This window comes from Allobosea sp. FW305-C-101, assembly GCF_058783685.1.
In genome coordinates, this window is the sequence record NZ_JBYSYT010000004.1 from 481,419 (window position 1) to 493,240 (window position 11,822).

Sequence of the window (11,822 nt, forward strand, 5' to 3'; positions counted from 1 at the left end):
GAGAGGCGTGCGCCGATTCATAGCGCCCGCGATGGGGCGGGCGCAATCCCGGGCGCGATCAGGCGGTTGCGGGCGGCGGGGCCACCGTGCGGGCGTTCTTGCGGATCGTGTAGAGCGTCGCGCCGATCACGATGGCCGCCCCCGCCCAGGTGGTGAGCGCCGGAATCTCGGCGAAGAAGACGAAGCCGGTGAAGCTCGCCAGCAGCAGGCGGCTGAAATCGAGCGGCGCCAGCGCCGCCGCCTCGCCGACCTGATAGGCACGGGTGATCAGCCATTGCCCGGCCGTGCCGAACAGGCTGAGCGTGATCAGCCAGAACCACTGGTTGGGTGTCGGCGTCTGCCACCAGAGCAAGGTCGGCACGGCCAGAAGCACGATCAGCACCATGCCCTGGTAGAGCAGGATCGTATCGGTGCGCTCGCTCGCCGCGAGCTTGCGGACGCTGACCGTGATCGCGGCGCCGCAGACCGCACCGGCGACCGCGAGCAGGGCGTAGATGTCCAGTCCCTCCGAGCTCGGGCGCAGCATGATCAGCACGCCGACGAAGCCGATCACCGTCGCGGCCCAGCGCCGGCCGTCGACGACTTCCTTGAGGACGAGCACCGCCGCGATGGTGACAAAGAGCACCTGGCTGAAGCCGATCGCGGTCGCCTGGGCGAGCGGGATTTTGACGACCGCCGTGAAGCCGCAAAGCATGGAGAGCAATGTGACCACGCTGCGGAAGATTTGCAGGCCGAGCCGATCGGTATGCAGCGCCAGTCGCAGGCTGCCGGCGGCGAAGAGCAGCAGGATCGCGGTCATGATAACCTGCCGGATCAGCAGGATCTGCACCAGCGGGATGCCCTGCCCGACATGCTTGATGCCGGCGACCATCACCGCGTAGACGAGCATGGAGGCGAACATGAACACCGAGCCGCGCAGATTCGGGCTCGCGCCGCGCCACCAATAGCGCAAGCGACCGCGGCGGTTCGCGATCCAGCCCTCGCTCGAACCGCTCGGCGGTGCAGCCTCGACGATCGGAACGGAGGAATGCGATCCAGACTCGGGAGGAGCGGAAGCGGCCGGCTCATGCCACGCCGGGACTTCGCCCTCTAGACCCGGCCGCTCCTGACGGCCGGACTGCCGATCCTCGCTCATCACCCTCAACCAGTGGTCGCGGCCGATGACCGGCCCGGCATTTCATTCCCTGATGCAAATCATTGAGGAAACGCGGCAATTCGGCCAATGACAAAGTCACATGGCCGCATTGTCCCGGCCGCGCGACGCGCAGGGGCGGCATACCCGGCGCGGGCTGTGCAAGGACGCGAACAGATTCTAGGACGAGCCCGAGAGGGACCTGCCGCTTGACGCTTCAAGACCGCCCATATCCCTGCCGCCGCGCTGCGGAAGCCAACCCGACCGGCGCATGCGGCCGAACCGTGCGCGGCGGAACGATCCGATGAAGGTCCTGCTCGACGATTTCATCGGTGGCCTGAAGGCGCTGGCTCCCAGCCGCTTCCCGTACCGGCGCTTCGCGCTGGCCTTGGCGCTCGGCGGGCTCGGCGGCTGGCTTTTCGTGCAGGCCAGGCTGCCTTTGCCCTGGATGCTGGGCTCGATGGTGTTCTGCACCTTCGCCGCCCTGATCAGCCTGCCGGTCGCCGCACCAGCCGTGATCCGCCCGCCGATGACGGCCGTGATCGGCGTGATGCTCGGCGCCTCCTTCAAGCCGGAGGTCGTCGCGCAACTGCCGAACTGGCTGCCGACTCTGGCCGGGCTCATCCTGTTCATGGTCGCCTGCGGGCTGTGCTGCGTCAGCTATTTCCGCCGCGTCGCCGGGTTCGACCCCGTCACCGCCTTCTTCTCGGGCATGCCGGGCGGGCTGATCGAGATGGTGACGGTCGGCGAGGAAAAGGGCGGCGACGCCCGCATCATCGCGCTGATCCATTCGGCCCGCATCCTGCTCGTCGTGATGACGCTGCCCTTCATCGTGCAGTGGATCGGCGGCGTCAGCTTAAGCGGCGGGCGCGTCGCCGGCCCGTCGATCACGCAGACGCCACTCGGTTCCGAGCTCTGGCTGATCGGCTGCGGCATCGTGGGCGTGATCGTCGGCCACTGGCTGCGGATGCCCGCGAAATACCTGCTCGGGCCGATGCTGGTCAGCGCGATCGTGCATGTCACCGGCCTGAGCTCCGCGATGCCGCCCTCGGAGATCGTCAATGCGGCGCAGCTCGTGCTCGGCGTGACGATCGGCTGCCGCTTCGTCGGCACGGCGCCGCGCATCATCCTGCGCGTGCTCCTGCTCTCGGTCGGCTCGACCGTGATCCTGCTAGCGCTGACGCTGGGCTTCGCCTGGCTCGTCGCGCTGGTATCCGTGCACGGCCATATCCCGCTGATCCTGGCCTATTCGCCGGGCGGCCTTGCCGAGATGAGCCTGATCGCGCTGGCGCTCCATACCGAGGTCGCCTTCGTGGCGGCCCACCACATCATCCGCGTCTTCCTCGTGATGGTGTCGGCCGGGCCGATCTTCGGCCTGATCGGCCGCCACAACCGCAAAGCGGCGGCGGAATAACCCTCATGCCAGCGCGGCGGCAAGCCCCCGCGCGAGCCCTTCCGCAAGCGCGATGCGCTGCTCCGCCATGAAGGCGGCGCCATCGATGCGCTCCCAGTCGCCCGCGCGGATCGCCGCGACCCGCTCCATCACGGCCCGGGCGAAATCGGCCGCCGTATCGGCCAGCGTGAAATTCGCGGGCACGGCCGTGAACCCCCGACAGGACAGCGTCGTCGCCACCGCCGGCAGGCCGAACTGCATCGCCTCGATCGTCTTGAGCTGCACCCCGGTGCCGGCCCGGCTCGACAGCGCCACGAGGCAGCAGGAGCGCAGGAAATGCTCGGCCGACGGCACGCGCCCGACCAGCGTCACGCTGAGCGGCGGCCGCAGCTCCGGCGGCACGCGGCCAGCGACCGCGATGCGGATATCATCGGGCAATAGCGGGCAGATTTCGCGCAGGAACCATTCGAGGCCGATCAGATTGGGGCCCCAGGTCCAGGTCCCGATCATCCCGACATCGAAGGCTGGAACCTCGTCGCGATCATCGGGCATGGAAGCGGCAGTCTCGCCGGAGACCAGCGGCAGGGCGCAGGACTTCTCCCGATAGGAAGCCCCGAGTGCCTGGCGATCCTCCTCGGCGAGCGTCCAGATGAAGCGCGCCTCGTGCCAGAGCCCGCGCTCCAGCCGTTCCAGCAATCGCGCCTCACGCCGGTAGAGCCAGCGCAGCATCGGGTTCCCGGCATGGTCGGCGTTCTGATCGGCCGAGACATGCTCGATATTATGCTCGACCAGGATGCAGGGGGCGATCCGCATGAGCTCCGGGAAGGCACCGGGCAGCAATACCGAGTTCAGGACCAGCGCATCGAAAGGTCCATGCGCCATCACGGTTTCGACGAGGCGCCCTTCCCCGATCAGCCGGAGCTTCGCGCAGGCGACCGGCATTCCCAGCCGCAGGGCCGCCGAGAGCCAGCGCAGTTTCTCTCCGGCGGTCACGACCGCATTTTCGATATCGGCCTCGGCGACGACGACGGCCTGATCGGGATCGGCCGGAACCTCGCCGGGACGCAGGAAACCGATCGCGGTGACGTCATGCCCGGCATCGCGCAACGCCTTCAGGATCGCCGCGTTGGCGATCTCGAAACCGGTATCCGGCCGGGCGACCGGGATCAGCGAGGTCAGGAAAGCGAGACGCAAGGAGGACAGCTCGTCGGCAGGTGATATTCCACTCCTCTCATTGGCCGGGCAGGTCAAGCGGCGTCCTTGACTATGATCAACGGGGGCTGGCCGGACCCGCCCTTGTTTCGACAGCGGCAAACACGGAACCTTAAGCTGCCGCGGCCTAGCTTTCCGGGTGATGACGATGGCCAGCCAGACCAGAGACGATGCGCCGGGGGGCGAACGAGGCCGCTCTGCCCTCCCGGTCTTCGCCGTTCCCGAAAGCTTCGAGATCGTGGCCGGCTCGGCGCCGGAGGCACTGGCCGGAATCACGAGCGTCGTCTGCGTCCCGACCTTCAAGCGCCCGGACATGCTGGAAGCGACGCTGCGCTCGCTCGCCGGCCAGCAGGGCGGGCATGATTTCGCGGTGATCGTGGTCGAGAACGAGGGAATAGAGCGGGCCGGCGCGGCCCGCGCCAGCGCCCTGCACGCAGCCGGGCTGTTCAAGGGCTTCGTCATCGTCGAACCGCGACAAGGCAACTGCAAGGCCTATAACGCGGCCTGGCGCTGCGCACTGACGCGCTTTCCGGCGCTAGAGCATGTCCTCGGCATCGACGACGACGAGGAGGCCGAGCCCGGCTGGCTCGACGCCTTCGTCACGGCCGCCCGCACGGCGCCTGCCGAATTGTTCGGCGGCTCGGTCACGGCCGTTTTTGCCGATGCCTCGCGCGCCTGGCTTTCGGCGCATCCGATATTCCGCTCGCATTACGGCGTGAGCGGCCCGGTGCCGATGCTCTATTCGAGCGCGAATTACCTCATCCGGCGCAATGTGCTCGACAAGCTGGGCTTTCCCTTCCTCGACGAAAGCTTCGATTTCACCGGTGGCGGCGACACGGATTTCTTCACCCGCGCCAAGGCGGCCGGCTTCCGCTTCTGGTGGGTGCAGGAGGCCGCGCAGCGCGAGACCATGCCGGAACGGCGCAGCGAATTCGACTGGATCCATGCGCGCGGCCTGCGCAACGGCGCGATCTCGGCGGCGATCGAAAGGCGGCAGAAGCCGGGACCGGGCGGGAGGCTTCGCGTGCTCGCGAAATCGCTCGCCCTGCTTGCCGCGTCGGTCCCGCGCGGGTTTGCCCTGGGGCTCCGCACCCGCTCCGGGCTGATCGGGCTTTACCATGCCCAGGTCGCGATCGGCCGGCTGATGTCCGAATTCGGTGTCGCCAACGAGCAGTATCGCAAGCCCGAGAAGAACTGACCGGGGCTGCTCAGGCCACGTTGACCACGATGCCGCGCAGCTTGCCCGCATGCGTCCCGAGCTGCGCCTTCAGGCGTTCGGCTCCAGCCTTGGCGGATTTGCCGTCACGCACAACCAGCACGATGTCGTCCACCACCTCGGCAAAGCGCCCGAGCAGGCTGTCCGCCGCCAGATGGCCGCCATCCACGATGATCGGCCCGAAGCGATGCGTCGCGGCGAAAGCGCCCGTCCGCAGCGAGCCCGCACCGGCCGGCGGAATCGCCCCCGCACAGGGCATGAAGGTCAGGCCGGTGCCCTCGTCCTTCATGATCGCGCGGCCCAGTGCCGCCTCGCCGGACATGACATCGCCGAGGCCGACCGACGCATCCGCCGCGAAGACCGGCGTCAGGCCATGAGCACCTTCAGCGGCATCGACAAGCAGCGCCGGCAGGCCGGACTGGGCCGCATCGAGCGCCAGATTGAGCGCGAGCGTCGTCGCCCCCGCCTGTGGCTCCAGGCCGACGACCAGGATACGGCGACGCTGCTCGCCACCCGCAGCCCTGGCCAGCTCGCGGCGGGTCGCGGCGACGGCGGTGGCGAAACCGGATTGCGGCTTGTCGATGACATCGACGAGATGGGCCTGGCCCTGGAAGACCGAGCGTGCCTCGGCCACGTCGCGTCGCCAACGGCGGTTGCGCACCTGCGGGATGGTGCCGAGCATCGGCAGGGGCGCCGGTTCGGACACAGGTTCGGAGGTGGCCTCGGGAATGGGCGCGGCCTCCGGAGGACTTGCAGCGCGCTTCGCGGAGCCGCCCGGGATCGCCATCAGGCGCCGCCAGTTCGCTGACCTCGCGCCTGTCTGAGCGGGCTGCGGCGGCGGAGGCGGCTCTGCAGGCGCGGCCGCTGGCGTCACCGGCCTGGGCGGAGGCGGGGTGACTGCGACAGCTGGTGCGGGGGCTGGTTCTACGCGCTCGTTCTCGACCGGCTCGGTTGCGACCGGGCGCGGCGCGCGGCGCCAGAACGGCTTGCGTTTCGGAGCCGGCGGCGGCTCCGGTGGACGTGGTACGGCGAAGACGGCGAGACCCAGCGCCAGCAGGACGCCCGCGCCGCCGCCGCCGAAAGCGCCGAGCAGCGCCAGCGTCCGGCGACTCATGCCGCTCTTCTCCAGCGGCGGCATGGCCGGGCTGATGACGCGGGCGTTGGTGGTGTCGATGCCGCCGAGCTCGCCGGTCTCGCGGGCGCGCCTCAGGAAGGCGTCATAGATAGCACGGGAGGATTCGACCTCGCGCTCGAGCTCGCGCAATTGCACGGAGGCCCGGCCGGCGGCGTATTGCCCGGTCGTGAGCTGGTCGACGCGGCGGGCCAGCTGACGCTCGGCCTCGACCGCGCGGTCATATTCGACCTTGGCGGCGCGCCCGATGCGGGCGAGTTCCTCATTGATCTGGCGCCTGGCATCGCGCACCTGCGACTGCGCCGAGGCAAGCGCCGGATGCCGGGCGCCGAGCGAAGAGACGAGATCGGCCTCGCGCGCCAGCGCGGCACCCAGCTGCGCGCGCAGCGCCGTCATGGTGTTGGAGGCGACCGCTTCCGGAATGGCCCCGGCCTCGATGCTGGAGGTGCGGGTACCGGCGATCTGGTCGTATTTCGCCTTGGCTTCTGTGGCACGGGTCCGGGCCGCGACGAGCTGCGTGCTGTTCAGCGACAGCTGCTGCTCGCCGAGCGAACGGTCGCCGACGCCGACAATATTGTTGGCTTCCTTGTATTTCTCGGCCTTTTCCTCGGCGATGCGCAGGCGGTTGCGCAATTCCTCGAGGCGGCTGGTCAGCGCGGCAGTCGCCTTCTGCGCGGCTTCGGCGCGCACCGCCGTCTGGTCCTCCAGATAGCCCTCGGCCAGCGCATTGGCGATCTTCGCGGCCTTGTCCGGGTCCTGCGCCGTCGCCGAGATGTCGATGACGAAGGTGCGCTCGCCGCGGCGCACCGTGACCGTGCGGTCGAGCGCCGCCAGCGCGTAGAGCGTCGCCTTCGGCGAGGGGCCGGTATCGGTTCCCAGCAGGCGGGAGAGGAAGCTGCTCGAAGGGCCACCGAAATCCGGATCGCGATCGAGGCCGAGACGCTCGACGACCCGCGACTTGATGCTGTCGGAGGCGATCACGCGCGCCTGGCTTTCGAGATAGCCGGTGATCGAGGTCGGATCGCTGCCGACATTGTTGGGGGAGACATCGTTCTGGAGCACGCGCAGGTCGCGTGGGTCGATGAAAAGCTGCGCGGTCGAAACGTATTTCGGCGTCATCAGCAGGCCGCCGAGAATCGCCAAGGCCAGGCCGAGCACGGCCATGAGCACGATCAGCCAGCGCCGCGCCCAGAGCGTCCCGATGATCCAGACGGGATCGGCCAGCCGCGCGAGCTGGGCAGGCAGGGCCGGGGCCGGCCGCTCCGGCCGGTCCGGCTTGTCCTGTGCTTCGCTCGCGGCGGGCCCGGTGGTGAACATGACGCTACGCTTCACTGTCCCGCATCACGCGACCCCGCGCCGATAGCGTTCGAGCACGGCCATCATCGGCTTGGGCCGGTAGTCGGCATCAAGCGGCAGGGGCCGGGCCCGAGCGCTGTCCTTGCGCGGGAAGGTTTCATGAACCCAGGAATAGCGGTCAGTCAGCCCCCAGGCGATGATCGCCTTGGGACGCTTGGCCGATACGACCGCTTCGAGGAAGGTCGAGACCAGGGCGGCGGCGGTCTTGTCGCGCTGCGCCGCATCGGCCGGCAGCTTCCAGTCGATGACGTCGAGCTCGGTGATCTCGACATCGAGGCCGAGCGCGTCGAGATCGCGCATGAAGCGCTGCACGCCCTCCACATCGATGCCCTTGTCGGCATAGAGATGGGCCTGCATGCCGACGCCATGGATCGGGATGCCCTTGTCCTTGAGGCGGCGGCAGATATCGAGCGCGACCTTGCGGCGGGCTGCGGCGCCGGGAACCGGCTCCTCGAAATGGAAATCATTGAGCACGAGCCTGGCCTTGGGATCGACCCGCGCCGCCGTGCGGAAGGCGATGTCGACATGCTCAGGCCCGAGCAGGCGCTGCCAGATGGTATCGCGCCACGGCCCGCCCTCCAGCGGGTCGTATTTGATGACCTCGTTGACGACGTCCCAGGTCGCGATCCGGCCCTTGTAGCGGCCGACAACGGTCTCGATGTGCTGGACAAGCTCGCGCTCGGCCTCGGCCCGCGTCGTCATTTCCCGTGCCCAATTGGGCAGCGCCTCGCCCCAGAGCAGCGTGTGGCCCCGGAGCGTCTTCTTGTTCGCCTCGGCGAAAGCGACGAGCTCATCGGCGCCGGAAAAGTCGAAGCGCGGCTGGTCGTGCCGCAGCGCTTCCCATTTCAGGTCGTTCATGGGGACGATGACATCGCAATAGCGCTTCAGCGCGTCGCGATAGCGCACATCCTCCCGGAAGGCGCCGATCTCCGCCGCGGAGCCGAACGGGATCGGCCGCACAGCGGCGGTGCCGGTCCCGGTCATGGCCCCGGTCATCAGGCAAGCGGACGCGCCACGCAGCACGCCGCGGCGCGTCGGCGCTGCCTCATTCCGGTCCGTTTCAGCTTTCCGTTTGGTCAATCGGGACGCTTCCGTGTCGTTTAGGGTCGTTCAACGCCTCTGGTCTAAGAGGTGATCGTCACGTTGCAATGCAAAGGCACGCGCCGGGCCAGCCGCCGCGGAAACGGGTCATGCTGCCGGATCGCGCCACCATCTTCGCCTACCTCACCATCCTGAGCGGCTCCGCCGGCCGGCTCGTGATCTCTCTTGTCTACTTCCTCATCGTTGCGAATACGTTGACCCTCGGCGAATTCGGTCTGTTCGCCACGGCGTCCTCGACCGGGCTCATCCTGTCGCGCCTGCTCGCCTTCGGCTTCATCTCGCCGCTCTACCGCGTCGCCACCGTCAAGCCGCGCCTGCTCGGCGCCTATCTCTCCGGTTTCGCGGGCCTCTCCGCCCTGTCGCTGCCATTGATCGTCGCGGCGGCCGGCGGCGCCTATCTGCTGCTCTTCGCGGAGCGCCTCGCGCTCCTGCCCTTCGCGGTGATCATCGTCGCGGAGGTGCTGGGCTGGCGGCTCGTCGAGGCCGTCGCCATCGTCAATAACGGTTTGAGGCGCTTCCGGCAGGCGGCGCTGCTCGTCATCATCGGCTCCGGACTGCGGACGATAGCGGCCCTGCTCTTCGCCGGTTTCGGCCATGCCAACCTCGAGATCTGGGCCTTAGCCTATTGCGGGGCCACGATGGCGAGCGCCCTGATCGCGCTCCTCGCCTTCCTGCCGAGGGCGCGCTGGCGCTTCGTGCGCAGCCTCTATCCGCGCCGCATGGCGGATGCGGTCTTCGCCGGCGCGGCCGATATCGTGTTCTACGTCCAGTCGGAACTCGACAAGCTGCTGGTGCTGGGACTTGCCGGCGAGCGCACCGCCGGCCTCTATGCCATCGCGCTCAGGGTGATCGACCTCACCGCCATGCCGGTGCGCAGCTTCAACCAGATGCTTGTCCAGAAGATCATGAAGGATCGCGGCGTCGGCGGCTTCAGGCGGCTTGCGGCCTACGAGGCCGGCATCGCGCTGGTTTCGGTCGGCGGGCTCGTCGCCGTGATCGTCGCGCTCATGCCCTTCCCGAACCTGCTTGGGCGCAATGTCTCGGAAGCGGCCTATCTGTTCGCGCCGATGCTGCTGGTCCCGGCCTTCCGCAATCTCGTCGAGTATCACGCCGAGCTGCTCTATGCGCGCGAGCGCACGGGCTCGCGCATCGCGCTCCTGTGCCTGCTCACGGCAATCAAGGCCGGGCTGATCTCGGTGGTGATGACGCGCTTCCCGGAGGCCGGCAGCTGGGCCGCCTGGATGAACCTCGTCTTCGGCGCGGTCTATCTCGCCTCGGCCGGCTTCACCTACGGCCTGCTGGCGCGACAGCCGTCACGCTGAGGCCTGCTGCTCGAACAGGGCGCGGATGCGGTCGAGCGGCTGGCCGATGAAGGATTGGACGCCGACGGCGACCTGCCAGGGTTCCAGAACCTCCTCGAAGGAAGCGAGTCGCTCCATGCCGGCGACATCCTCGCTGAACCAGTAGACCTTGCAGAGTTCGCGCTCATCGGGCCAGTGGCCGGCAGCCTCGAGCCCGAGCACGCGTTCGACGAAATAGCCGTAGATCATGTATTCCGAGAACTGGCGATCACGGGCGATGGCCGAGACCCAGTCACGCCCGCTCACGCCCTCGACATGGTCGAGCAGGGCCAGCACATGGTCGCGCCGCCAGCTCACCAGATTGTTGATGTAGTCGGGGCTCGGAAAGGTCGGCGCGTCGAGCCCGAGCAGGGTCGAGGCATGCGTGCACCACGGGATATGCCGCGCCATGCCTGTCGTGATCGCGTCCGGCTTGCGATAGAGCCTGATAGCCCCGTCATCCGACAGGCTGGTCACGTCGAAAGGGCGCAGGAACAGCATGTCAGAATCGGCGAAGAGGATGACATCCTCGGCGCAGACCTTGGCCACGGCGAATTTCCGGAGCTGCTGGGCATGCCAGCCGCGCAGCGGCGGGATGCCGCGCGCCAGGGCCCGCAATCCCGTCCAGAGGCGCCGCTTGCCCAGGCTCAGCGGATCGGGGCGCGGCTTCAGCCAGCCCGGCAGCAATTGCGATTCCGTCAGGATGCGCCGGCGCGGCCCTTCAAGGTCCCGGAAGAGCGCGGCATCGCGATCCTCGACGAGAAGATAATGGACCGCGTGGCCGGTGACGAAGCGATCGATGCTGGCGCAGAGCAACCGGCAACGCTCGATGTCGCCCCTGTAGCTCGGCGTCGCCAGGGCAAAAGTTTCGTTCAATTGGTTGGACTCACCCGCTCCGTCGACCGCCCACGGCATATTGCCGCGCGATGCGCAGGAGGAAAGCGGGATTTCCGAGCACATAGCGCCGCCAGAGCCGGCGCGGTTCGAGCCAAAGGCGGAATATCCATTCGAGCCGTGCCTTGCGCACGAACTCGGGGGCACGCTGCACCTCATCGGCGAAGAAATCGAACAGCGCGCCGACGCCGGCCGCGACCGAGCAATGCTGCGGGCCGAGCTTGTCGGCGATGAAGCGCTCCTGCAGCGGATTGCCCATCGCCACCAGCAGCAGGTCGGGGCGCTCCGCCTTCAGACCGTCGAGAAGGCGGGATTCCTCTTCGGCCGTGAAATAGCCGTGCGAGACCACGCTGAAACGATGCGCGGGATAGCGTTGCGTCAGGTTCGCCGCGGCGCGATCCGCGACACCCGGGCGGCCACCGAGCAAGGCGACGCGCATCGGCCGCCGGGCCCCGGCGAAGAGCGACGGGAAGAAATCCGTGCCATTGAGGTTCGCGGGGAAAGCCTTGCCGTAGAGAATCCAGCTGCCGACATCGACGCCGATGCCGTCGGCGAGCACGAGGAAGGTCGAAAGGCTGCGCAGCAAGGCGGCATTCCCGGCGGCGACGTTCACCAGGTTGGCGTTGCAGAAAGCCATCTTCATATGGCTTCCCGTCGACACTGCGTCGACCACCTCCGCGATCGCCACGTCGCGCTCCATCACCGCGATGCCGATGCCGCCGATATCGCGCTTGGCATAGCCCGGCCGCTTCCGGCTTCCGGCTTCGCTGGCGATCGTGATGGAGGCGGTTGCGGGCACGGCGATCTCGATGAGGGGCACAAGGCCCATTCCGGATGCCGCCATTCCTTGGTCGATCCGGGCCCGGGGTCAAGGCAAAGCCGGCTGAAAGGTGAATGGCTTATTCCCGTGATCCGCGAAGGCGCGTTAATGGCAATCCTCTTGCAGCAACAAGGCCTTGTGCCGAACCGGAACGAAAGCGCCGGTGATCGCGCCCCCCCCTCCCGAGCGTCGCTCCACCCCGGCACAGCCCCCTCCCAAAACGCCC

At 68.1% G+C, this 11,822-nt stretch carries 9 protein-coding genes; 3 read left to right on the plus strand and 6 right to left on the minus strand.

Annotated features, from left to right (window positions below; all coding sequences use genetic code 11):
- Nucleotides 1-58: 58 nt before the first annotated feature.
- Complete coding sequence (locus AC3WMA_RS19840; RefSeq protein ID WP_492287056.1) at nt 59-1,135, minus strand: DMT family transporter; 1,077 nt, start codon at nt 1,133-1,135, stop codon at nt 59-61.
- A gap of 301 nt (nt 1,136-1,436) precedes the next feature.
- On the opposite strand from AC3WMA_RS19840, the gene AC3WMA_RS19845 reads away from it, so the two are divergent.
- Nucleotides 1,437-2,546 carry an AbrB family transcriptional regulator gene (locus AC3WMA_RS19845; RefSeq protein ID WP_492287057.1) on the plus strand — a complete coding sequence of 370 codons (1,110 nt, stop codon included), beginning with the start codon at nt 1,437-1,439 and terminating at the stop codon, nt 2,544-2,546.
- 3 nt (nt 2,547-2,549) lie between these two features.
- On the opposite strand, the gene AC3WMA_RS19850 is transcribed toward AC3WMA_RS19845, so the two are convergent.
- The gene (locus AC3WMA_RS19850; protein WP_492287058.1) at nt 2,550-3,719 is read right to left on the minus strand and encodes a glycosyltransferase; all 1,170 of its coding nucleotides are present in this window, start codon (nt 3,717-3,719) and stop codon (nt 2,550-2,552) included.
- 166 nt (nt 3,720-3,885) lie between these two features.
- Here AC3WMA_RS19850 and AC3WMA_RS19855 point away from each other — a divergent pair, with 166 nt between their 5' ends.
- Nucleotides 3,886-4,935, plus strand: coding sequence for a glycosyltransferase family 2 protein (locus AC3WMA_RS19855; RefSeq protein WP_492287059.1), 1,050 nt, complete (start codon nt 3,886-3,888; stop codon nt 4,933-4,935).
- 10 nt (nt 4,936-4,945) lie between these two features.
- On the opposite strand, the gene AC3WMA_RS19860 is transcribed toward AC3WMA_RS19855, so the two are convergent.
- Both AC3WMA_RS19860 and AC3WMA_RS19865 read right to left on the minus strand, forming a co-directional pair.
- A complete protein-coding gene (locus AC3WMA_RS19860) occupies nt 4,946-7,402 on the minus strand; it encodes an exopolysaccharide transport family protein (protein ID WP_492287060.1) in 2,457 nt (818 codons plus the stop codon).
- Between the two features lie 24 nt (nt 7,403-7,426).
- Nucleotides 7,427-8,425, minus strand: a complete 999-nt coding sequence (locus AC3WMA_RS19865; protein ID WP_492287061.1) for an endo-1,4-beta-xylanase — start codon at nt 8,423-8,425, stop codon at nt 7,427-7,429.
- Between the two features lie 206 nt (nt 8,426-8,631).
- On the opposite strand from AC3WMA_RS19865, the gene AC3WMA_RS19870 reads away from it, so the two are divergent.
- The gene (locus tag AC3WMA_RS19870) at nt 8,632-9,864 is read left to right on the plus strand and encodes a lipopolysaccharide biosynthesis protein (protein ID WP_492287062.1); all 1,233 of its coding nucleotides are present in this window, start codon (nt 8,632-8,634) and stop codon (nt 9,862-9,864) included.
- Here the strand turns inward: AC3WMA_RS19870 and AC3WMA_RS19875 are convergent.
- Both AC3WMA_RS19875 and AC3WMA_RS19880 read right to left on the minus strand, forming a co-directional pair.
- Nucleotides 9,856-10,758, minus strand: a complete 903-nt coding sequence (locus AC3WMA_RS19875) for a DUF6492 family protein (protein ID WP_492287063.1) — start codon at nt 10,756-10,758, stop codon at nt 9,856-9,858. The two genes, AC3WMA_RS19870 and AC3WMA_RS19875, sit on opposite strands and share 9 nt — an antisense overlap.
- A gap of 10 nt (nt 10,759-10,768) precedes the next feature.
- Complete coding sequence (locus tag AC3WMA_RS19880; RefSeq protein ID WP_492287064.1) at nt 10,769-11,620, minus strand: WecB/TagA/CpsF family glycosyltransferase; 852 nt, start codon at nt 11,618-11,620, stop codon at nt 10,769-10,771.
- Between the last annotated feature and the right edge of the window lie 202 nt (nt 11,621-11,822).

What these genes read in the sequence shown, in the direction of transcription:
- AC3WMA_RS19840 (WP_492287056.1), bottom strand. Translation starts at nt 1,135, where the DNA reads ATGAGCGAGGATCGGCAGTCCGGCCGTCAGGAGCGGCCGGGTCTAGAG.
- AC3WMA_RS19845 (WP_492287057.1), top strand. Translation starts at nt 1,437, where the DNA reads ATGAAGGTCCTGCTCGACGATTTCATCGGTGGCCTGAAGGCGCTGGCT.
- AC3WMA_RS19855 (WP_492287059.1), top strand. Translation starts at nt 3,886, where the DNA reads ATGGCCAGCCAGACCAGAGACGATGCGCCGGGGGGCGAACGAGGCCGC.
- AC3WMA_RS19860 (WP_492287060.1), bottom strand. Translation starts at nt 7,402, where the DNA reads ATGTTCACCACCGGGCCCGCCGCGAGCGAAGCACAGGACAAGCCGGAC.
- AC3WMA_RS19865 (WP_492287061.1), bottom strand. Translation starts at nt 8,425, where the DNA reads ATGACCGGGACCGGCACCGCCGCTGTGCGGCCGATCCCGTTCGGCTCC.
- AC3WMA_RS19870 (WP_492287062.1), top strand. Translation starts at nt 8,632, where the DNA reads ATGCTGCCGGATCGCGCCACCATCTTCGCCTACCTCACCATCCTGAGC.
- AC3WMA_RS19880 (WP_492287064.1), bottom strand. Translation starts at nt 11,620, where the DNA reads ATGGCGGCATCCGGAATGGGCCTTGTGCCCCTCATCGAGATCGCCGTG.